The sequence below is a fragment of the Nocardioides pakistanensis genome, assembly GCF_054781215.1.
The window spans coordinates 202,272-222,587 of the sequence record NZ_BAAGUV010000023.1 but is presented as its reverse complement, the minus strand read 5'-3'; the positions used below and the strand labels follow the sequence as shown (position 1 = coordinate 222,587).

20 protein-coding genes are annotated in these 20,316 nt (G+C 71.0%); 11 read left to right on the top strand and 9 right to left on the bottom strand.

Annotated features, from left to right (window positions below):
• The first annotated feature begins 197 nt into the window (after positions 1–197).
• The 4 genes from ACYVIH_RS10710 to ACYVIH_RS10695 all read left to right on the top strand — a co-directional run bounded on the left by ACYVIH_RS10710 (position 198) and on the right by ACYVIH_RS10695 (position 4,232).
• Entirely contained in the window at positions 198–806 is a 609-nt protein-coding gene (locus tag ACYVIH_RS10710) for a hypothetical protein (RefSeq protein ID WP_460869081.1), read from the top strand.
• 17 nt (positions 807–823) lie between these two features.
• On the top strand, positions 824–2,065 hold the full coding sequence (locus tag ACYVIH_RS10705; RefSeq protein ID WP_460869079.1) for an alpha/beta-hydrolase family protein: 1,242 nt from the start codon (positions 824–826) through the stop codon (positions 2,063–2,065).
• A 186-nt stretch (positions 2,066–2,251) separates the two neighbouring features.
• Complete coding sequence (locus ACYVIH_RS10700) at positions 2,252–3,712, top strand: GntP family permease (protein WP_460869077.1); 1,461 nt, start codon at positions 2,252–2,254, stop codon at positions 3,710–3,712.
• Between the two features lies 1 nt (position 3,713).
• Positions 3,714–4,232, top strand: a complete 519-nt coding sequence (locus ACYVIH_RS10695; RefSeq protein WP_460869075.1) for a gluconokinase — start codon at positions 3,714–3,716, stop codon at positions 4,230–4,232.
• A gap of 3 nt (positions 4,233–4,235) precedes the next feature.
• On the opposite strand, the gene ACYVIH_RS10690 is transcribed toward ACYVIH_RS10695, so the two are convergent.
• From ACYVIH_RS10690 to ACYVIH_RS10680, 3 genes are all read right to left on the bottom strand, one after another.
• Positions 4,236–4,568: a NifB/NifX family molybdenum-iron cluster-binding protein gene (locus tag ACYVIH_RS10690; RefSeq protein ID WP_460869072.1), complete on the bottom strand. Its 333-nt coding sequence runs from the start codon at positions 4,566–4,568 to the stop codon at positions 4,236–4,238.
• A 31-nt stretch (positions 4,569–4,599) separates the two neighbouring features.
• Entirely contained in the window at positions 4,600–5,112 is a 513-nt protein-coding gene (locus ACYVIH_RS10685; RefSeq protein WP_460869070.1) for a flavin reductase family protein, read from the bottom strand.
• Positions 5,113–5,196: 84 nt separating this feature from the next.
• Positions 5,197–6,360 carry a steroid 3-ketoacyl-CoA thiolase gene (locus ACYVIH_RS10680; RefSeq protein WP_460869068.1) on the bottom strand — a complete coding sequence of 388 codons (1,164 nt, stop codon included), beginning with the start codon at positions 6,358–6,360 and terminating at the stop codon, positions 5,197–5,199.
• Positions 6,361–6,562: 202 nt separating this feature from the next.
• Between ACYVIH_RS10680 and ACYVIH_RS10675 the strand changes: the two genes are divergently transcribed.
• The gene (locus ACYVIH_RS10675) at positions 6,563–7,792 is read left to right on the top strand and encodes a cytochrome P450 (protein WP_460869066.1); all 1,230 of its coding nucleotides are present in this window, start codon (positions 6,563–6,565) and stop codon (positions 7,790–7,792) included.
• A gap of 258 nt (positions 7,793–8,050) precedes the next feature.
• On the opposite strand, the gene ACYVIH_RS10670 is transcribed toward ACYVIH_RS10675, so the two are convergent.
• Genes ACYVIH_RS10670 through ACYVIH_RS10655 form a run of 4 tightly spaced genes read right to left on the bottom strand, consistent with a single transcriptional unit; the run spans position 8,051 to position 11,219 of the window.
• Positions 8,051–9,214, bottom strand: coding sequence for a thiolase domain-containing protein (locus tag ACYVIH_RS10670; RefSeq protein ID WP_460869063.1), 1,164 nt, complete (start codon positions 9,212–9,214; stop codon positions 8,051–8,053).
• Positions 9,214–10,266, bottom strand: a complete 1,053-nt coding sequence (locus ACYVIH_RS10665) for a thiolase domain-containing protein (RefSeq protein ID WP_460869061.1) — start codon at positions 10,264–10,266, stop codon at positions 9,214–9,216. Before ACYVIH_RS10665 ends, ACYVIH_RS10670 begins: the two co-directional genes overlap by 1 nt.
• 15 nt (positions 10,267–10,281) lie before the next feature.
• Positions 10,282–10,776, bottom strand: a complete 495-nt coding sequence (locus ACYVIH_RS10660; protein WP_460869058.1) for a Zn-ribbon domain-containing OB-fold protein — start codon at positions 10,774–10,776, stop codon at positions 10,282–10,284.
• On the bottom strand, positions 10,773–11,219 hold the full coding sequence (locus tag ACYVIH_RS10655; RefSeq protein WP_460869056.1) for a Zn-ribbon domain-containing OB-fold protein: 447 nt from the start codon (positions 11,217–11,219) through the stop codon (positions 10,773–10,775). Before ACYVIH_RS10655 ends, ACYVIH_RS10660 begins: the two co-directional genes overlap by 4 nt.
• Positions 11,220–11,308: 89 nt before the next feature.
• Here ACYVIH_RS10655 and ACYVIH_RS10650 point away from each other — a divergent pair, with 89 nt between their 5' ends.
• The gene (locus ACYVIH_RS10650; protein WP_460869053.1) at positions 11,309–12,355 is read left to right on the top strand and encodes an LLM class F420-dependent oxidoreductase; all 1,047 of its coding nucleotides are present in this window, start codon (positions 11,309–11,311) and stop codon (positions 12,353–12,355) included.
• Positions 12,356–12,401: 46 nt separating this feature from the next.
• A complete protein-coding gene (gene fadD8, locus ACYVIH_RS10645) occupies positions 12,402–14,015 on the top strand; it encodes a fatty-acid--CoA ligase FadD8 (RefSeq protein WP_460869051.1) in 1,614 nt (537 codons plus the stop codon).
• Positions 14,016–14,146: 131 nt separating this feature from the next.
• Here fadD8 and ACYVIH_RS10640 read toward each other — a convergent pair whose 3' ends face one another.
• Positions 14,147–14,935, bottom strand: a complete 789-nt coding sequence (locus ACYVIH_RS10640) for a crotonase/enoyl-CoA hydratase family protein (protein ID WP_460869049.1) — start codon at positions 14,933–14,935, stop codon at positions 14,147–14,149.
• 83 nt (positions 14,936–15,018) lie between these two features.
• Between ACYVIH_RS10640 and ACYVIH_RS10635 the strand changes: the two genes are divergently transcribed.
• From ACYVIH_RS10635 to ACYVIH_RS10620, 4 genes are all read left to right on the top strand, one after another.
• Positions 15,019–16,650: an acyl-CoA synthetase gene (locus ACYVIH_RS10635; RefSeq protein WP_460869047.1), complete on the top strand. Its 1,632-nt coding sequence runs from the start codon at positions 15,019–15,021 to the stop codon at positions 16,648–16,650.
• A 41-nt stretch (positions 16,651–16,691) separates the two neighbouring features.
• Positions 16,692–17,798 (top strand): NAD(P)H-dependent flavin oxidoreductase, encoded by a 1,107-nt coding sequence (locus tag ACYVIH_RS10630; RefSeq protein WP_460869046.1) that lies wholly within the window; start codon positions 16,692–16,694, stop codon positions 17,796–17,798.
• Between the two features lie 13 nt (positions 17,799–17,811).
• Positions 17,812–18,489, top strand: coding sequence for an endonuclease/exonuclease/phosphatase family protein (locus ACYVIH_RS10625; protein ID WP_460869044.1), 678 nt, complete (start codon positions 17,812–17,814; stop codon positions 18,487–18,489).
• Between the two features lie 98 nt (positions 18,490–18,587).
• The gene (locus ACYVIH_RS10620) at positions 18,588–18,722 is read left to right on the top strand and encodes a hypothetical protein (protein WP_460869042.1); all 135 of its coding nucleotides are present in this window, start codon (positions 18,588–18,590) and stop codon (positions 18,720–18,722) included.
• Positions 18,723–18,735: 13 nt separating this feature from the next.
• On the opposite strand, the gene fadD1 is transcribed toward ACYVIH_RS10620, so the two are convergent.
• On the bottom strand, positions 18,736–20,316 hold the full coding sequence (gene fadD1, locus ACYVIH_RS10615; RefSeq protein WP_460869040.1) for a fatty-acid--CoA ligase FadD1: 1,581 nt from the start codon (positions 20,314–20,316) through the stop codon (positions 18,736–18,738).

Here is a 20,316-nt window from a genome sequence, read left to right as displayed (position 1 = left end):
GCGGCGCAAAGGGGATCGCCGTCGTTGTGCCATGAACCCGAGCGTATGCGCGACGGGCGTGGCCGGCGTCATACCTGAGTAGCAGACCGAGCTCGATCCGCGGTACCGCCTGGGTGTGCAGGGACCTTCGGGACAGGGACCGGGTCGAGACCGGCGAGCGATCCGCCCGGGCGCCCGCGACGCCGAGCGTCGATGCCATGAGATGGCGATCGACCCTTCTGGTGCTCACGGTGCTGATGCTGGCGATGCTGACCGGCGGCGTCCTGAGCCGTGCCTCCTCCGGCCCGGCGCCGGCGTCCTCGTCGACCTCGGTCGCAGGGGCGGTGCGGGCGCTCACGGACGGCCGCGCCGCCGCGGCGCGATCCCTGGTCCCGGCGGACTTCGAGGAGGTGATGGGCTATAGGCCGCTCGGGCGCAGGGGGCGGCTGGTCGACCTTGAGGGGTCCTGCTCGAGCGTCGTACCGCTGCCCGGGGCCTTCACCCCGGTGTGCGCCGAGCACGACTTCGGCTACGACCTGCTGCGCTACGCCGACCGCCGGGACCTCACCCTGCCGGGGTGGGCCCGGCCGGCGATCGACGCCCGGATGGCTGCGCAGCTGCGCCAGGTCTGCGTGGCCGAGCTGACGGGGTCGGCACGGCTGCGGTGCCTCAGCGCGGCAGGGACCGCCTCGGCAGCCGTCCGCCTGAACTCGGTGCGTCAGGGGGACGGTGTCCCGGAGGAGTCGGCGGCGGGCCTGCTCGGCAGCCTCGCGGTCGCCTTCTCCGGGCTCTCCCTGCTCGCCTTCGGCAGAGCGGCGTGGTCGTGAGCCCGGCGCCGGGACCGGTGTCAGCCACCGTCCGTCCGCGCGCGTCCACCGTCGTGGTGGTGTCGCTCGCCGTCGGGGCGTCCCTGGCCCCGTCGGTGCTGCCGCGTCCGGCCGTCCTCCAGGGACTCCTGACCGGTGTCCTGCTCGGGCTCGGTTTGCTCGTCGACACGCTGCTCACCCGTGCGCTTGTGGGTCGAGGGCGGCAGCCGGCACGACACAGCGGGTGGTGGGCGCTCCTGCTCGGTGCCGGGGTCGTGATGGTCCTGACTGTGTGGGCCGACGGCGTCCTGGGTCGGGCGCGCCAGGTGACCGGTCTGAGTGCACCGACGCCGACGTACTGGGCGGTGGCCGCGGGTGTCGGACTGCTCGTCTGCCTGGTGCCCGTCGCCGTCGGCGGCATGCTGCGGCGTGCCCTGACCGCCGCGCCCGGTCGCCGCGGACGGGCACGCTCCGCCGTCGCCGTACTGCTCGCCCTCGTCGTGGGGATGACGCAGCTGCAGGGGGTCGACCGTTGGCTGCTGCCTGCCTCGTCGGGTGACATCGGGATGGCCGAGGAAAAGCCGGTTGGGGCCGGCGTGCGCGTCTACGTGGGGCTGGACGAGGCAGCCACTCCGGGGAAGCGGGCCGCGCTCGCGGTGGAGCGCCTCGAGCAGGCCGGAGGACTGGATCGGCGGGCAGTGCTCGTCGCCGTGCCGACCGGCAGCGGGTGGGTCAACCCGGAGGCGGTCGCGGGCCTGGAGGCTGCGACGGGAGGCGACCTGGCCACGGTCGCGGTGCAGGGCGGCTCCGCTCCCAGCTGGGTCGAGCTCGTGCTCCGCCGCGCCGACCACGAGGCAGCCGCAGGAGCGGTGCTCGAGGCCGTCACCGCACGCGTGCGCGCGATGCCGGAGTCGGAGCGGCCACGGGTGTACCTCCTCGGGGAGAGTCTCGGCGCCTTGGTGGGGCGCACGCTCCTGAGGAAGGAAGGCTCCGTCGGCGAGGAGGTGTGCGGGGCGGTGTGGGCCGGGGTGCCGGGGGGTGTCTCCGCTGCCTCCCCGGCAGAGCAGGTCCACGGCAACAGCGACGACCCGGTCGTGTTCTGGCGACCGGAGCTGCTCGTGCGGCAGCCTGGGACCTGGCCGGCCCCGGTGTGGCTGCCGGGCGTCAGCTACCTGGGGGTCACGCTCGACCTCCTGGCCTCGCTCGGTCCACCTCCGGGACATGGCCACGTGTACGGGCCAGAGCAGGACTGGAAGCTTCCGGAGAGCTGCCGGGTCTGATGGCCAGCGGTTCCAGCTGGGACCGACCTCCCAGTGACGGGACGCACCGTGCCGGCCGGTGTCGACAGCGATACCCCCAGGGGTAGCGATCCAAGCGTACGACGAGCGCCCGGGGAGCCCAGCGGTTTGTCAAAGCAGGACGAACCACCCACAGTGGCTGAGTCATGTCCGCTCTCGGGAGGCACCATGGACCCCATCACGCCCGTCCACGGCACGGCGACGCTCCTGCTGATCGCGCTCGGCGCGGTCGCGCTGCTGCTCGTGCTCATCATGAAGGTGAAGCTGCACGCGTTTGTCTCGCTGGTTCTGGTCAGCCTGCTGACCGCCGTGGTGGCGGGGATCCCGCCCACGGACGTCCCGGCGGCCCTGCTCTCGGGCTTCGGCGGCACTCTCGCCTCGGTCGCCTTGCTGGTCGGGTTCGGCGTCATGCTGGGCCGGATGCTGGAGGTCACCGGTGGTGCGCAGGTGCTCGCCGACACGCTGGTCACCAGGTTCGGTGAGCGGCGGGCGCCGCTCGCCCTCGGGATCGCCGCGCTGATGTTCGGCTTCCCGATCTTCTTCGACGCCGGCCTCGTCGTCTTCCTGCCGATCATCCTCACCGTGGCCCGCCGTTTCGGTGGGTCGGTGCTCTACTACGCCCTTCCTGCGGCCGGCGCCTTCGCGGCCATGCACGCCCTGGTCCCGCCGCACCCGGGGCCGGTGGCCGCGGGGGAGGCGATCGAGGCGGACATCGGCGTCGTGCTGCTCGTCGGGCTGCCGGTCGCGCTCGTCTCCTGGTACGTCGGCGTCTACCTCGTGTCGCGGGCGCTCGGCGCCCGGGTCCACGTGCCGGTCTCGGACCTGCTGTTCGGCGAGGTCAACGGCGGCGGGAGCACCGATGCCGGTGTCGGCGGGGGCGTGGCGGCCGACGGTATGGCCACGAGGACGCTGGAGCGGACCAACGCCCCGAGCTTCGCTACGGTGCTCGGGATCCTGCTCCTGCCGCTCGTGCTGATCGCCTTCAACACCGTGCTGAGCACGCTGGTCACCACCGGCGCGCTCGCGGAGGGCACCACCTGGGTCGAGATCCTCCAGCTCGTCGGCAACACCCCGGTCGCCCTGCTGCTCACGCTGCTCGTCGCGGTCGTCGTCCTCGGGCGCCGGGACCGACCCTTCTCGGAGACCACCGCGATCCTCGACCAGGCGCTGGCTCCGATCGCCTCGATCGTGCTGATCACCGGCGCCGGCGGCATGTTCGGCGGCGTGCTGCGCACCAGCGGCATCGGCGAGGCGCTGACGTCCTCACTGTCGGACGTGGGGCTGCCGCTGCTGCTGCAGGCGTTCCTGATCGCCACCGCGCTCCGGGTCGCCCAGGGCTCGGCGACGGTCGCCCTGACCACGACCGCGGGGCTGATCGCGACCGACGCCATCGCTGCCGACCTCGGGGACTTCAAGCTCGCCCTGCTCGTGGTCGCCATCGCGGCGGGTGCCACCGTGCTGTCGCACGTCAACGACTCGGGGTTCTGGCTGGTCAGCAGGTTCTTCGGGATGGACGAGAAGACCACGCTGAAGACCTGGACCGTCATGGAGACCACGCTGGGCTTGAGCGCCTTCGGGGTGGCAGTCGTGCTCTGGCTGGTCGCCGACCTGTTCGGCGCGGTCGGCTGAGATGACCCGAGGGCCGTTGCACGTCGTGGTCATGGGCGTCTCCGCGACCGGGAAGACCTCGGTCGCGCGACGCCTCGCCCAGGAGCTCGGCTGGCCGTTCGAGGAAGGGGACGACCATCACCCTCCTCGCAACATCGACAAGATGGCGGCCGGCGTACCCCTCGACGACGACGACCGGCGGCCCTGGCTGGAGTCCCTTGCCGGGCTGCTCGCCCGAGACCATGCCGCAGGCAGGTCGTCGGTGCTCACCTGTTCGGCGCTGCGTCGCAGCTACCGCGACATCCTGCGCGGCAACGTGCCGACCGACTCGGTGTACTTCGTGCACCTGGCCGCCGACTTCGACGTGCTGCACGCGCGGATGGCGCGGCGGCAGCGGCACTTCATGCCGGCATCCCTGCTGCAGTCTCAGTTCGAGACGCTCGAGCCGCTGGAGCCCGACGAGCGTGGCGTCCGGGTGGACGTCGCAGCACCGCTGGCGGACGTCGTCGAGCAGGCACTTGCCGCGGTGCGCTCGCTGTAGCTGCTACTGACGCTCGGCGGCGTCGACCACGGCCTTCCGGGCGTCGCCCTCCACGCCGAGCACGAACCGGATACCCATCTTGCCGAGCGTGTTCTGCATGCTCGGGCCGATCCCGCGGGCGACCACGAGCTGCACGTCGTTCTCGCGGAGGAACTTCACGATCCGCGCGTGATGAGATCCCTCGGTTCCCTCGTCGTGCAGGCGGTCCCAGGAGACCTCGTGCTCGTCCCACGACGCGACCTGACCCTCGTCGACGGTCGCGACCGCCACCTGGGCGGCCTTCCCGAGGCCTCCTCCGACGGTCCCACCGGGTCCCAGCGTGGTGCAGACGATCATCTTGTCCTCCTTGGTGTGGTCTCCACCCAGGCTAGGCGTCGTGGCCCGGCTCGATGTCAGCGGCATCGCGCAGCGTGAACGCGACCGGTGCGTCGTGGACGCCGACCTCGACCGGAGCGAGCAACAGGCCGAGGTGGTCGCCGAAGGGCACGCGCTCGAGAACCCTGCCCACCATGTGCCGGGCCGCGTCGTCGAGCACCGGGACCTCGCCCGGGCCCGGGTGCCAGGAGCAGTGCGCGAACTTGTCGGTGCGGTCGCCGGTCTCCTCGCCGAAGAGCTCGGCCAGCTCGTGCTGTCCGGGGGAGAGCACGTGTACGGCGACCACCTCGGCGTGCTGGGCCAGGGCGTGGGTGTGGTTCTTGTCGGAGATGCACACCAGCATGCGGGGCGGGTCGATGCTGACCTGGCTGGCGAACCCGACCAGGCAGCCGGACCGTTCTCCGGCGTGCTGGGTGGTCACCACGAAGAGCGGGTAGTCGAGGTCGGCCACGAAGTCGCTGAACTCCGCCGTCGAGACCGGCGAGTGGTGCTGTGCGTCGCCCATGTCTCGAATCCTTGCATGCGGGCATGACCTGCGAGCACGTCGCCCGGCCCCGGCTCGGGCGATTGCTCCAGGCTCGCCTCGGGCTCAGATCCTTTCGATGATGGTGCCGGAGGCCATGGCGCCGCCTGCGCACATGGTGATCAGGGCGGTGGTGGCGTCGCGGCGTTCGAGCTCGTGGAGTGCGGTGGTGATCAGGCGGGTGCCGGTGGAGCCGACGGGGTGGCCGAGGGCGATGGCGCCGCCGTTGACGTTGACGTGGTCGGGGTCGGGTTGGTGGACCTGGGCCCAGGACATGACGACGGCGGCGAAGGCTTCGTTGACCTCGAACAGGTCGAGGTCGTTCATCGTGCGGCCGCTGCGCTGAAGGAGTCGTTCGGTGGCTTGGACGGGGCCGTCGAGGTGGTAGTAGGGGTCGGCGCCGACCAGGCACTGGTGGGTGATCCGGGCGCGGGGGGTGAGTCCGAGGGCGCGGGCGCGGTCTTCGTCCATGAGCAGCACCGCGGAGGCGCCGTCGCTGATCTGGGAGGAGGTGCCGGCGGTGTGCAGGCCGCCGTCGAGGACGGGCTTGAGGCCGGCGAGGCCCTCGAGGGTGGTGTCGCGCAGGCCCTGGTCGGTCTCGACCAGCCGGGTGTCGCCGGTGGGGTTGCCGTCGGCGTCGAGGACGGGTGCCTGGACGGGGGTGATCTCGCGTTTGAAGCGGCCCTCGTCGACCGCGACCCGGGCCTTGGCTTGCGAGGCCAGCCCGAAGCTGTCGAGGTCTTCGCGGGTCAGGCCGCGGTTGCGGGCGATCCGGTCCGCGCCCTCGAACTGGTTGGGCATGTCGATGGTCCAGGAGGCCGGGCGGGGGGTGCCGGTGCCGGGGGTGATGTTCGCGCCGAGCCCGATCCGGCTCATCGACTCGATCCCGCAGGCGATGCCGGTCTCGATCACGCCGGCGTGGATCAGGGCGGCGATCAGGTGGGTGGACTGTTGGGCGGAGCTGCACTGGGCGTCGATGGTGGTGGCGCCGGTGGTCTGGGGGAGTCCGGCGTGCAGCCAGGCGCGGCGGGCGATGTCGCCGGACTGCTCCCCGGCCTGGGTCACACAGCCGCCGATCACCTGCTCGACCAGGGCGGGGTCGATCCCGGACCGGTCGATGACGGCCTTCTGCGCTGCGCCGAGCAGCTCGGCGGCGTGCAGACCGGCCAACCAGCCCCGCCGCTTGCCCAGCGGGGTACGGACGGCCTCGACGATGACGGGGTTACCCATGACATGCTCCTCGCACGGTTCGGTGCGGCACTGGCGCCGACGCTCCCAAAGTAGAACACGTTCTCGCCTGACAGCAAGGTGACCCGGCTCGCTGCGCGCGCGGCGCGCGCCGGAAATCCGCGACTTTCGGGGGTTCCCACTCGGGCCCGCCTGTGCCAGACTCAAGTAGAACGTGTTCCATATCGCCCTCGGAGGTCGTCGCGTGAGCTCGCCAGCTGTTCCCAAGGGATTCGATCCCACCGAACCCGCCCTGATCGAGGAGCGGGTCCCCCATGAGGAGTTCGCTGCTCTCCGCAAGACCGCCCCGGTCTTCTGGGTCGAGCAGGAGGAGTCGGCCCGCGCCGGCATGAACGGCGGCCCGGGCTACTGGGCGCTGAGCAAGCACGAGCACGTGAAGGAGGTCTCGCGCAACAGCACCGACTTCTCCACGTGGGAGAACACCGCGATCATCCGCTTCGCCGAGAACATGACGCGCGAGCAGATCGAGGCCCAGCGGCTGATCCTGATCAACCAGGACCCGCCGGACCACACCCAGCTGCGCGGGATCATCTCGCGCGGGTTCACGCCCCGGGCGATCGGCGGGCTGCACGACGCCCTCAAGGAGCGTGCGGAGCGGATCGTGCGGGACGCGCGGGAGAAGGGTTCGGGTGACTTCGTCGAGGACGTGGCAGCCGAGCTGCCGCTCCAGGCGATCGCCGACCTGCTCGGTGTACCGCAGGAGGACCGCCGCAAGCTGTTCGACTGGTCGAACCAGATGCTGGCCTACGACGACCCGGAGTACGACGTCGACCCCGAGCTCGCCTCCATCGAGCTGCTGACCTACGCGGCCGCCCTGGCCGAGGATCGCAAGGCCAACCCGCGCGACGACATCGTCACCAAGCTGGTGCAGGTCAGTGAGGAGGGTCAGCTGACCAACGACGAGTTCGGCTTCTTCGTGATCCTGCTCGCCGTCGCCGGCAACGAGACCACCCGAAACGCGATCACGCACGGCATGAACGCGTTCTTCGACAACCCCGAGCAGTGGGACCTCTTCAAGAGCCAGCGTCCCGAGACCGCCGCTGACGAGATCATCCGCTGGGCGACCCCGGTGACGGTCTTCCAGCGCACCGCGCTGAAGGACCTCGACGTGGGCGGCGTGCAGGTGAAGAAGGGGGAGCGGGTCGGGCTGTTCTACGCCTCGGCCAACTTCGACACCGACGTGTTCGAGGACCCGCACACCTTCAACATCATGCGGAACCCGAACCCGCACGTCGCCTTCGGCGGCCACGGCGCGCACTACTGCATCGGCGCCAACCTCGCCCGCCTCGAGGTGAACCTGATCTTCAACGCGCTGGCCGACATCACCCCGGACATCTCCAAGGCCGGCGAGCCGCGCCGGCTGCGCTCGGCCTGGATCAACGGCATCAAGGAGCTCCAGGTCAACTACAAGTAGTCCCGCACACCCCGACAGCCCCGGCCAGCACTGCTCGCCGGGGCTGTCGTGTGGAGCGGGTCGGTCGACTCGTGGCGCGAAGGGCCGGCTGCAGTCCCTGCTGCGACGTCACAATCGTTCAGGTGACCTGTCGTGACAGCGAGATCGCGCACAGGAGCGTCACAACAGCTCAGATGAACGGCCGTGACGACCGAGCCGCCGGCCCCGGGATGACCGGGACCGGCGGACGGCTGGATGCGGGTGGGCGCGTGTGGGCGCTCAGCTGGTGGGCTTGTCGGCCCCGACCACCCACATCGCGAAGAACTGCGAGCCGCCGCCGTAGGCGTGACCGAGTGCCTTGCGCGCCCCGTCGACCTGGTGCTCGCCGGCCTCGCCCATCACCTGCAGCGCGGCCTCGCCGAAGCGGAGCATCCCGGAGGCGCCGATCGGGTTCGAGGACAGCACGCCCCCGGACATGTTGATCGGCAGCCTGCCGCCGATCTCGGTCTCGCCGGACTCGGTCAGCTTCCACCCCTCGCCCTCGGCGGTGAAGCCGAGGTTCTCGATCCACATCGGCTCGAACCAGGAGAAGGGCACGTAGATCTCCGCGCAGTCGATCTCGTCGACCGGGCTCGTGATGCCTGCCTGCTTCCACAGCGATGCAGCTGCCTCGCGGCCGGCCCGGGGGTTGACCTGGTCGCGCTCGGCGGCGGTCGTGGGCTCGGTGCGCATCGCGGTGGCGTGGATCCATGCCGGGTTGTCGACCGAGGCGGCGGTGTCCTCGTCGGTGATCACCAGAGCGCAGGCGCCGTCGGAGGACGGGCAGGTCTCGTCGTACCGGATCGGGTCCCACAGCATCTGCGAGGCCATCACCGACTCCATCGTGGTGTCCGGCTGGTGCAGGTGGGCGTAGGGGTTCTTGCAGGCGTTGCGGCGGTCCTTGGCCGCGACCATGGCGCCGACGTGCTCGGGTGCGCCCGAGCGGCGGATGTAGGAGCGGACGTGCGGGGCGAAGTACCCGCCCGCGCCGGCGTGCACCGGCATCACGAACGGGACCGGGATCGACAGCGCCCACATCGCGTTGGACTCCGACTGCTTCTCGAAGGTCACCGCGAGCACCCGCTTGTGCACCCCGGCCTGGACCAGGCTGCTGGCCACGATCGCGGTCGACCCGCCGACCGAGCCGGCGGTGTGCACCCGCAGCAGCGGCTTGCCGACCGCGCCGAGCGCTTCGGCCAGGTAGAGCTCGGGCATCATCACGCCCTCGAACAGGTCGGGCGCCTTGCCCACGACGACCGCGTCGATGTCGTCGAAACCGAGGCCCGCGTCGGCGAGCGCCCGGTCGACGGCCTCCCGGCAGAGTCCGGCGATGGACACGTCCTCGCGCTTGGCCCGGTGGTGGGTCTGTCCGACGCCGATCACCGCGGCGAGCTGCTTGCCCATCAGTTCCGTCCTTCCATGACGCACACGAGGTTCTGCTGGAGGGCCGGCCCGGAGGTCGCGTGGCCGAGCGCCTTGCCCGACGTACCGGCCATGACCCGCGTGGCCGCCTCACCGATGCGCACCAGGCCCGCGGAGAACATCGGGTTCGCGCACAGGGCGCCGCCGGAGGGGTTCACCGTGACCGACTCGTCCAGGCCGAGCTCGCGGCGCAGGATCAGCTCCTGGTGGCTGAACGGTGCGTAGAGCTCGGCGGTGTCCACGCCCTCGACGCCTGCTGCGGCAGCCGAGGCCGCGGCGGAGGGGCAGCGGGTCAGGTCGCGTATGCCGAGCGCCTGCACGTCCGAGCGGTGCTCGAAGCCGGTGATCCAGGCCGGCCGCTCGGTCACCTCCCGCGCGCGGTCGCCGGCCGCCAGCACGATCGCTGCGGCGCCGTCGCCGACCGGTGCGCAGTCGTGCTTGCGCAGGGGGTCGGCGTACATCGGCTCGGCGAGGAGGTCCGCGACCGACACGTCGCCGGAGAGCACGGCGTAGGGGTTGCCGGTCGCGGACGCCCGGCTGCGGGCGACGACGTCGGCGAGCGCCTTCTCGTCCCACAGTCCCTGCTCGAGCCCGAGCCGGGCCTGCATGGCGGCGATGGAGACGGTGTCGGGCCACAGCGGCGTCAGCACGTAGGGGTCGAGCTGCAGCGCGAGCGTACGGCGGAGCAGGCCGGCCGAGGACTTGCCGAAGCCGTAGACCAGCGCCGTGTCGACCTCACCGGTCTGGATCTTCACCCACGCCTCGTAGAGCGCCCAGGCCGCGTCCATCTCCACGTGGGACTCGTTGACCGGGGGCAGGGTCCCGATCGCGTCGACCGCGGACACGAACGAGAACGACCGCCCGGCGAGGTAGTCGGAGGATCCCGAGCACCAGAAGCCGATGTCGGACTTGGTCCAGCCGGTCTGCTCGTAGAGCTCACCGATGATCGGCACGAGCAGCTCGACCATGGTGGGGGAGCCCTCGAACTCCTTCATCTGCCGCTGGGCGAACCCGACGACCGCGACGTCACGCAAAGCAGTGTTCCCTTCTCACAGGTGGGCGGCGTAGGTCTCGTACGCCGCGTCGGGCTCGCCGGTCGGCCGGAAGTGGTCGATGTTCTCCATCGAGGTGGTCCACTCCTCGCGGGGCTTCCACACCGCCTCCACGCGCATCCCCATCCGGACCTCGCTGGCGTCGCAGCCGAGCACCAGGTGCAGGAACGGGATGTCCGCGCCGTCGAGCAGGACGTAGGCGGAGACGTACGGCGGTTGGATCCGCTGGCCGAGGAACGGCACGTTGACGATGCAGAACGTCGTGATCGTGCCGGTGTCGGGCAGCTCGACCTCGTCGCGGGTGGGCACACCGTCGACGGGGCAGGCGCCTCGCGGGGGCACGTAGACCTTCTCGCAGGCCGGGCAGCGCTGGCCGCGGATCTTGCCTTCGGCGAGGCCGCGCAGGAAGCGCGACTCCTCGCTGGAGGCGGCGTAGGTGTAGTCCAGCTTCACCGGGGTGACGATTCCGGTGACCGGGGCGGTGGTGCTCATGCGGACTCCTCGGCGGGTTCGAAGCAGGCGATGTCGCGGATGTGGCCGACGGTCTCCTCGGCCCAGCGCACCCGGACCCGCATCCCGGTGCGCATCCGGTCGGGGGAGGCGACGTCGACGGCGTGCAGCAGCGGGGTGTCCGCGCCGTCGAGGAGGACCAGGGCGAACGCGAACGGCCGGTCGAACGGCTGGTCGGGGACCGGCTCGGAGACCCAGGACCAGGTCTGCACCGTGCCGGTCGTCCCGACGGGGACGAGGTCGGTGAGAGGCTGGTGCGTCACGGGGTCGTACTCCGACGGCGGCACGATCACGCGGCCGTCGGCGGCACGGCCGCCCAGAACGGCCCGGTCACGCAGGCCGGTCATGAACTGGGAGAGGACGGGCCCGAGCGATCGGGTGTAGTCGAACTCCACGTGCATGGGTGCTTTGAGGGTCCCGGTCATGGGCTAAAGTGAAACAGGTTCTCGTTTTGGTTGGCAAGCCCGGCGACGGGTTCGGCCACCGATGGCGCAACGGAAGACAGGTGGTCGTCGTGAAGCTCGGACTGCAGCTCGGGTACTGGGGAGCCCAGCCGCCGGAGGGGGTCGGAGAGCTCGTCGAGGAGGCCGAGCGGGCCGGCTTCGAGGCGGTCTTCGCCGCCGAGGCGTGGGGCTCGGACGCCTTCACCCCGCTGGCGTGGTGGGGTCACCGCACGTCACGGATCAAGCTCGGTACGTCGATCGTCCAGCTGTCCGGGCGGACCCCGACCTCGTGCGCGATGCACGCGCTGACGCTCGACCACCTTTCCGGCGGCCGGGTGATCCTCGGCCTCGGCGTCTCGGGCCCGCAGGTCGTCGAGGGCTGGTACGGCCGCCCCTTCGCGAAACCCCTGGCCCGGACCCGCGAGTACATCGGGATCATCCGCCAGGTCCTGGAGCGCAAGGCCCCGGTCGTCAACGACGGGCCGCACTACCCGCTGCCCTACACCGGCGAGGGTGCCGTCGGCCTCGGCAAGCCGCTGAAGCCGATCACGCACCCGCTGCGGGCGGATCTGCCGGTGTGGATGGGCGCCGAGGGTCCCAAGAACGTGGCCCTCGCGGCGGAGATCGCCGACGGCTGGCTGCCGATCTACTTCTCGCCGCGGATGGCGGACATGTACCGCTCCTGGCTCGACGAAGGGTTCGCGCGGCCCGGTGCCCGTCGCACCCGGGAGACGTTCGAGATCGCCGCGACGTGCCAGCTGATCGTCGTACCGGACGAGGCGGCCAAGCGCGCCGCCTTCGACGCGATGCGACCGTGGATGGCGCTCTACATCGGCGGCATGGGCGCCAAGGAGCAGAACTTCCACAAGACCGTCTTCGAGCGGATGGGCTACCGGGAGGTCGCGGACCGGATCCAGGAGCTCTACCTGGAGGGGCGCAAGGACGAGGCGGCCGCGCTGGTGCCCGACGAGCTGATCGCCGAGGTGACCATCATCGGCGACCCCGCGGAGGTCCGCGAGCAGGTCGCCCGCTGGGAGGAGGCCGGCGTGACGATGCTGGTGCTCACCCTGCGTTCGCCCGAGGAGGTGCGCCAGGTCGCGGAGGTGGTGCTCGGCTGAGGTCGCCCATTGACCCGATTCTGTAACACGTTCTAGCGTGTGCGCCATGACCGACCACAGCAGCTCCACGCCCTCCACCGACCTGCGCCGGGGACCCCACCTCGGCCACCTGCTCGCCTCCGCGCTGCAGCGGCACGCCGCGGCGCCCGTGCTCCACGTCGGCGAGCGGACGCTGACCGGCCAGGACCTCGCCGACCAGATCAGCTGCTACGTGGCGGCGCTGGAGGAGGTCGGCTGCACGACCGGCAGCCCGGTCGCACTGCTCGCCCTGAACCGGCCCGAGGTGCTCGTGATGATCGGCGCCGGGCAGATGGTGGGCCTTCGGCGCACCGCGCTGCACCCGCTGGGGTCCCTCGACGACCACGCACACGTGCTCGCCGACGCCGGGATCGAGACGCTCGTGGTCGAGCCGGTGCCGGCGTTCGTGGAGCGCGCCCGTGCGCTGCAGGAGCGGGTGCCCGGCCTGCGCCAGGTGCTGACCCTCGGCGAGGCCGAGATCGGGCAGGACCTGATCGCGCTGGCCGGCAAGCACACGCCCCGGCCGCTCGAGGTCACCGAGCTCGACCCGGACGCGGTCGTCAGCGTCACCTACACCGGTGGCACCACCGGCAAGCCCAAGGGCGTGGTCGGCACGGCGAGCTCGATGGCGGCGATGACCCAGGTCCAGCTCGCGGAGTGGGAGTGGCCCGAGGCGCCCAGGTTCCTCATGTGCACCCCGCTGAGCCACGCCGGCGCGGCGTTCTTCGTGCCGACCCTGATGGCCGGTGGGTCGATGGTCGTGCTGCCCCGGTTCGAGCCCGGCGAGGTGCTGCGCGCGATCGAGGAGCACCGGATCACCGCGACCATGCTCGTGCCGAGCATGATCTACGCGCTGCTCGACCACCCCGACGCCGACACCGCCGACCTCAGCAGCCTGGAGACGGTCTACTACGGCGCCTCGGCGATCAACCCGGTGCGCCTGGCCGAGGCGATCGAGAAGTGGGGGCCGGTGTTCGCGCAGTACTACGGCCAGTCCGAGTGCCCGATGGTGATCTCCTACCTGTCCAAGCGGGACCACGACCTGTCCCGCCCGGAGCGGCTGGCCAGCTGCGGCCGGCCCAGTGCCTTCCTGCGCACCGCACTGCTCGGTCCTGACGACCGGCCGGTGGCGCCCGGAGAACCCGGGGAGATCTGTGTCGCCGGGCCCGTGCTGGCCGACGGCTACTGGCAGCTGCCCGAGGCGACCGCCGCCACCTTCCGTGACGGCTGGCTGCGCACCGGCGACGTCGCGCGTGCCGACGAGGACGGGTTCTGGTACATCGTTGACCGCACCAAGGACATGATCGTCACCGGTGGCTTCAACGTGTTCCCGCGCGAGGTCGAGGACGTGATCGCCGAGCACCCGGCTGTCGCCCAGGTGGGGGTCATCGGCGTGCCGGACGAGAAGTGGGGCGAGGCGGTGACCGCGATCGTCGTACTCCGGCCGGGGACGCCGGACGACGAGGACTCCGTCGCCGCCCTGACCGCCGAGATCAAGGAGCGCGTCAAGGAGCGCAAGGGCAGCGTCCAGGCGCCGAAGCAGGTCGTGGTCGCCCCGTCGCTGCCGCTCACCGCGCTCGGCAAGCTCGACAAGAAGGCCCTGCGCGCCCAGTTCTGGGAGGGCCACGCCCGCCGAGTCTGACCCGCTTCGGCCTGGCGGCGGAACCCCATGTGAACGTGGGAATCCGCCGCCTGGTACGTGTTGTGCACCGTGCAAAGTGCCGGTTTCCCAAGCCACCATGGGAAACCGGCACTGGCGGGGGCGCCCCAGGATCAGGTGCCGGTGAAGCTCGGGGTGCGCTTCTCGGCGAAGGCCCGCGGGCCCTCCTTGGCGTCATTGCTGGAGAACACCGGGGCGCCGATCTTGGCATCGACCTTGAACGCGTCCTCCTCGTGCATCCCCTCGGTGTCGCGGATCGTGCGCAGGATCGCCTGCACCGCCAGGGGGCCGTTGGCAGCGATCAGGTCCGCGATCTCGCGGGCTTTGTCCAAGGCGGTGCCGTCGGGGACCACGTGGCCGATCAGGCCGATCTCCTTGGCCTCGGGAGCCTTGATGTGGCGGCCGGTCAGGAGCAGGTCGACGGCCACGGTGTAGGGGATCTGGCGGGGGAGCCGGACCGCGGAGCCGCCGAGCGGGTAGAGGCCCCAGCGCGGCTCGGAGACGCCGAACCGGGCGCTCTCGCCGGCCACCCGGATGTCGGTGGCCTGCAGGATCTCGGTGCCGCCGGCGATCGCCGGGCCCTCGACCGCGGCGATCAGCGGCTTGGTGAGCCGGAAGCCCTTCAGCAGCGGCTTGATCACCGACAGGTCCCAGCCGCCGCCCTCGAAGGAGTCGCCGGGGTGGCTGCTGGTCATCGCCTTGAGGTCCGCCCCGGCGCAGAAGGCGCCGCCGGCACCGGTGAGGATGGCCACGCGGATCGAGTCGTCGGAGTTCACGCGGTCCCACGCCTCGCGCATGATGTCCATCATCTCGCCGGAGAGCGCGTTCTTGGCCTCCGGTCGGTTCATGGTCACGACGAGGGTGTGCCCCTCCTGCTCGACGAGGCAGTGTGGCTGGGTCATTCTGGCGGCCTTCCGGGAGACGGGCGAAGATTGCGGTGGTCACACCCTAGCCAGAAACGAGAACGTGTTCTAGTCTGCCGGTCGTGGCTATCAACATCGCAGATCTCTTCGAGCACGCCGTCGACGCGGTGCCGGACCGTCCGGTGATCCAGGTCGGCGAGCGCAAGGTGACCTACACGGAGCTGGAGTCCGAGGCCAACCGCCTCGCCCACTTCCTGTCCGGCCGCGGCATCGGCGCCGGCGACCACGTCGGGATCTACGCCAAGAACAGCGTCGAGCACGTCGTCGCGCTGCTCGCGGTGTTCAAGATCCGTGCGGTCGCGATCAACGTCAACTACCGGTACGTCGAGGGCGAGCTGAACTACCTCTTCGACAACTCCGACATCGTGGCGCTGCTGCACGAGAGGACCTACGCGCCGCTGGTGGCCGCCACCGCGCCCAACCACGAGCGGCTGACCACGATCGTGGCCATGCCCGACCCCACCGAGCCGGACAACGCCGCGGATCTCAGCAGCTTCGGCGGCATCACCTGGGAGGAGGCGCTCAGCGGGCAGAGCGACACCCGCGACTTCGGCGAGCGCAGCCCCGACGACCTCTACATCGTCTACACCGGCGGCACGACCGGCTGGCCCAAGGGCGTGATGTGGCGCCACGAGGACTTCTGGCGCGTGCTCGGCGGCGGCATCGACTTCTACACCGGCGACTGGCTCGAGGAGTACGACCAGTCCAAGAAGGCACTCGAGAGCGACCCGATGGTCACGTTCCCGCTGAGCCCGCTGATGCACGGCGGCGCCCAGGCCGCGATGCTGATGCACCTGTTCGGCGGGCATCTGACGATCCTGGCGCCGAAGTTCGACCCGCACGAGGTCTGGCGCGCCATCGACGCCAACGGCGTGCAGCTGATCTTCATGACCGGCGACGCGATGGCCCGGCCCCTGATCGAGGCCTACGAGCAGGGCGGGTACGACGGCTCCTCGCTGTTCGCGATCTCCAGCAGCGCCGCGATCTTCAGCCGCCCGGTGAAGGAACGCTGGATGGCGGCCTTCCCCAACGCGATCTTCACCGACTCCGTGGGTGCCTCCGAGACCGGGTTCCAGGGCACCGGCATGCAGGACAAGGACAACATCAAGGGCGAGGGCTGCGTGGTCACCCTCGGCCCGCAGTCGGTGGTGCTCGACGAGAGCAACCAGGTTATCGACATGAGCAACGTGGGTGCCGTCGGCCGGCTCGCCCGCTCCGGCTCGGTCCCGTTGGGCTACTACAAGGACCCGGAGAAGTCGGCCCGGACGTTCCTCGAGATCGACGGCACCAGGTACTCCGTTCCCGGCGACTTCGCGCGGATCGAGCCCGACAACAAGGTCACCCTGCTCGGGCGCGGTTCGAACTGCATCAACACCGGCGGCGAGAAGGTCTACCCCGAAGAGGTGGAGAACGCCCTCAAGGCGCATCCGGAGGTGTACGACGTGCTCGTGGTGGGCGTCGCCGACGAGAACTACGGGCAGGCCGTCTCGGCCGTCGTGCAGCCCCGCGGGGACGTCAGGCCCACCTTGGAGGACCTGCGCACCTTCCTGCGGCCGATGCTGTCGGGCTACAAGCTGCCGCGCTCGGTCACCTTCGTCGACGAGATCCCGCGCAGCGCGACCGGCAAGGCGAACTACCCCCGTGCCAAGGAGATCGCCACCGAGGCCAGGAACGCCCCGGCCTCGGTGTCCTGAGCGCCGACGCCCACGCCCCCGTCCGACACCGAAAGGCTCCCATGCGTACCAACCTCTGCGACCAGTTCGGGATCGACTACCCGATCTTCGCCTTCACCCCCTCCGAGCACGTCGCAGCGGCGGTGAGCCGGGCCGGCGGGCTGGGCGTCCTCGGCTGCGTCCGCTTCAACGACACCGAGGAGCTCGAGAAGACCCTCACCTGGATGGACGAGAACACCGACGGCAAGCCGTACGGCGTCGACGTCGTCATGCCGATGAAGGTGCCCACCGAGGGCACCGCGGTGGACCTGAAGTCGATGATCCCCGAAGGCCACCGCCAGTTCGTCGACGAGACGCTGCGCAAGCTCGGCGTCCCGCCGCTGCCGGAGGGGGAGGGACGCGAGGGGGTTCTCGGCTGGCTGCACTCGGTCGCCCGGTCCCACGTCGAGGTGGCGCTGAGTCACCGGCCGGTGCTGATCGCCAACGCGCTCGGCTCGCCGCCGAAGGACGTCATCGACCAGGCGCACGCCGCCGGCGTGAAGGTGGCGGCGCTGGCCGGCGCCGCGAAGCACGCTCTCTCCCACGTGGCCAACGGCGTGGACATCATCGTCGCGCAGGGGTACGAGGCCGGCGGGCACACCGGGGAGATCGCCAGCATGGTGCTGACCCCCGAGATCGTCGATGCCGTCGGCCCCGACGTCCCGGTGCTCGGCGCCGGCGGCATCGGCTCCGGCCGTCAGATGGCGGCGTCGCTGGCGCTCGGTGCGCAGGGCGTGTGGACCGGCTCGATCTGGCTGACCGTCGAGGAGTACTCCAACCTCTCCTCGAACACCGGCATGACCGAGGCCTTCCTGCGCGCCGACTCCACCGACACGGTGCGCACCCGGATCTACACCGGCAAGCCCGCCCGGCTGCTCAAGACCAAGTGGACCGAGGCCTGGCAGGCCGAGGACGCCCCCGAGCCGCTGCCGATGCCGCTGCAGAACCTGCTCGTCAGCGAGGCGCACAACCGGATCAACGCCAGCGGCGACCCCGACGTGATCTCCATGCCGGTCGGCCAGATCGTCGGCCGGATGAACCAGGTGCGTCCGGTCGCCGACGTGGTCGAGGACCTGCTCTCGGAGTTCCGGGACGCCGTCGACCGGTTGGACAAGATCCGCGACGCCTGAGCAGGATCGGCGGATGCCCCGCCTCCGTGTGCTGACCTACAACATCTGGATGGGTGGTCGCGGCGGGCCGCTGCTCGACCAGGTGGTCCGAGCGGCTCGCCCCGACGTCATCGTGGTCAACGAGAGCCCGAAGGCACCGTGTCTGTGGCGGTTCCGCGTGCGCCGGCTCACCGAGCGGTGGGGGATGCGGTACGTCGTCGGCGGCCGGGACGCGGGCTCGAACCTGATCGCGGTGTCACCACGCGTCCAGGTGAGGTCGACGTTCGCGACCACGCTGCCGCAGCCACTCCTCAAGCCCCGTAGGGGGATCGCCGCGGCTCAGCTGCGCGTGGGGGGCAGGCTCTTCGGGGTGGTCGCCTGCCATCTCGGCCTCGACCCGGAGAGCAGGTCGGTGGAGGTCGCGCGCGTGGTCGAGGTCGCCGCTCGGCTGCGCGGACCGGTGCTGGTCGGCGGTGACCTGAACGAGCCGCCGCGTGGCCCGAGCTGGCGGCGGCTGCGGCAGGCAGGTTTCGTCGACCACGGCGACGAGCGTTGGCCGACGTTCCCGGCGGCCGACGCGGCGAAGCGGATCGACGCCCTGCTGCTCGGCGGGACCGCGACCGTCGTACACCACGGAGCGCCGGAGGTGGACGAGGCCCTGCTCGCCCGGGCGAGCGACCACCGTCCTGTCCTTGCAGTGCTGGAGATCTGAGCTCCAAACATCCGAGACCGGCTGGTCCGGACCAGCGGGACGCAACCGCCGGAGGCGGGTATGCGTCAGACATCAACCCCTGAACGAGGAGGACCCGGATGTGCCGCAAGACGTCACCCCAGGGCAACCTCACGTGCTCGCGCCCTGACTGTGACGGCATCGGGCACGTGTGGGAGCACCCGAGCGCTGCCCGTGACGCGAAGGCCGAGGCCGACGCCTGCTGCCAGGACTGACTCCCGCCGACGGTCAGCGGACCGAGTACGACGTCCCGCCCGGATCGCGTTGCCACACGGAGTCTCCGGTGTCGTCCAGCCCTTCCCGGACCAGCTCGCGCTTCAGGATCTTGTTCGTGGCCGTGGCGGGAAGGTCCGCTGCCAGCCGGACGTAGCGCGGCCACATCTTCGTCCCGAGGTCGCCCTGGCGCTGCAGGAACGCCGTGAGCTCGTCGGGCTCGAGGCGAGCACCGTCGCGAAGCACGAGGGCAGCCATCACCTGGTCGCCGACCAGGTCGTCGGGCACGGCGTACACCGCGACCCGGCTCACGTCCGGGTGACGCAGCAGGATCCGCTCGATCGGCGCGGTGGCGAGGTTCTCCCCGTCCACCCGCAACCAGTCACCGGTCCGGCCGGCGAAGTACACCCAGCCCTCGGCGTCGCGGTAGGCGAGGTCACCGCTCCAGTACATCCCGCCGCGCATCCGCTCGGCCGTCGCGTCAGGGTCGTTGTAGTAGCCGGCGAACTGGCCGGCGCCGGTGGTGTTGACCAGCTCGCCGGTGGCCTCGGCGAGGTTGAGCACCTTGCCGTCAGGGCCGAACCGGGCCGGCGGGCACTCCAGGCCCCTGGCGGGGTCGAGCACCTTGACCCCGTCCTGCGGCCTGCCGAGGGCCCCCGGTGGCGTGCCCGGGACCCGGGAGACCACGACCGCGTTCTCGGTCGACCCGAAGCCGTCCTGGACCCGGCATCCGAAGCGGTCGGCGAACGCGGCGATGTCCTTCTCGCTCGCCTCGTTGCCGAACGCGAGCCGCAGTGGGTTGTCGGCGTCGTCGGGGCGCGGTGGGGTGGCCAGGATGTAGGCGAGTGGCTTGCCGACGTAGTTCATGTACGTCGCCCCGTAGCGTCGTACGTCGTCGAGGAACCGGCTCGCGGAGAACCGCCGCGCCAGCGCCATCGTCGCGCCGCAGACCAGAGCCGGCGCCCAGCCGGCCATGACGGCGTTGGAGTGGAACATCGGCATCGCGATGTAGCAGACGTCCTCGGCGCCCAGTCCGAGCATCTCGGTCAGGTACGCGCCCGGGTGGGCCACCTTCTGGTGGGTGACCCGGACCGCCTTGGGGTCCCCGCTGGTGCCGGAGGTGAACACCAGCATGAACAGGTCCTCGGCGCCCACCTCGGCCACGGGTGCGGCGTCCGGGTCGGCAGCGGCGACCAGGCGGGACCACTCGTCTCCCTCGACGTCGAGGACCCGGGCGCCGGCGACGTCGAGGCCGTCGAGGAGGGGCAGGTGCTCGGCGTCGGTGAGGACGACCTGACAGTCCGCGTGCCGGGCGTCACGGGCCAGGGCCTCGCCCCGCCGGGTGGAGTTGAGACCGACCGCGACGAAGCCGCCCAGCCCTGCGGCGGCAAGCACCATCGCGGTCTCCGGGGTGTTGTCCAGCAGGAACCCGACGTGGAACGGCCGGCTCGCGTCTCGCAGCGTCGTCAGCGCCGCCGCCCGACGGGAGGACTGCTCGACGTACTCACGCCAGGTCCAACGGCGGTCCTCGAACAGCAACGCCGGGGCGTCGCTGCCGGCCCGGGCGCGCAGCAGCGACTGGACCGTCGCGCTCAC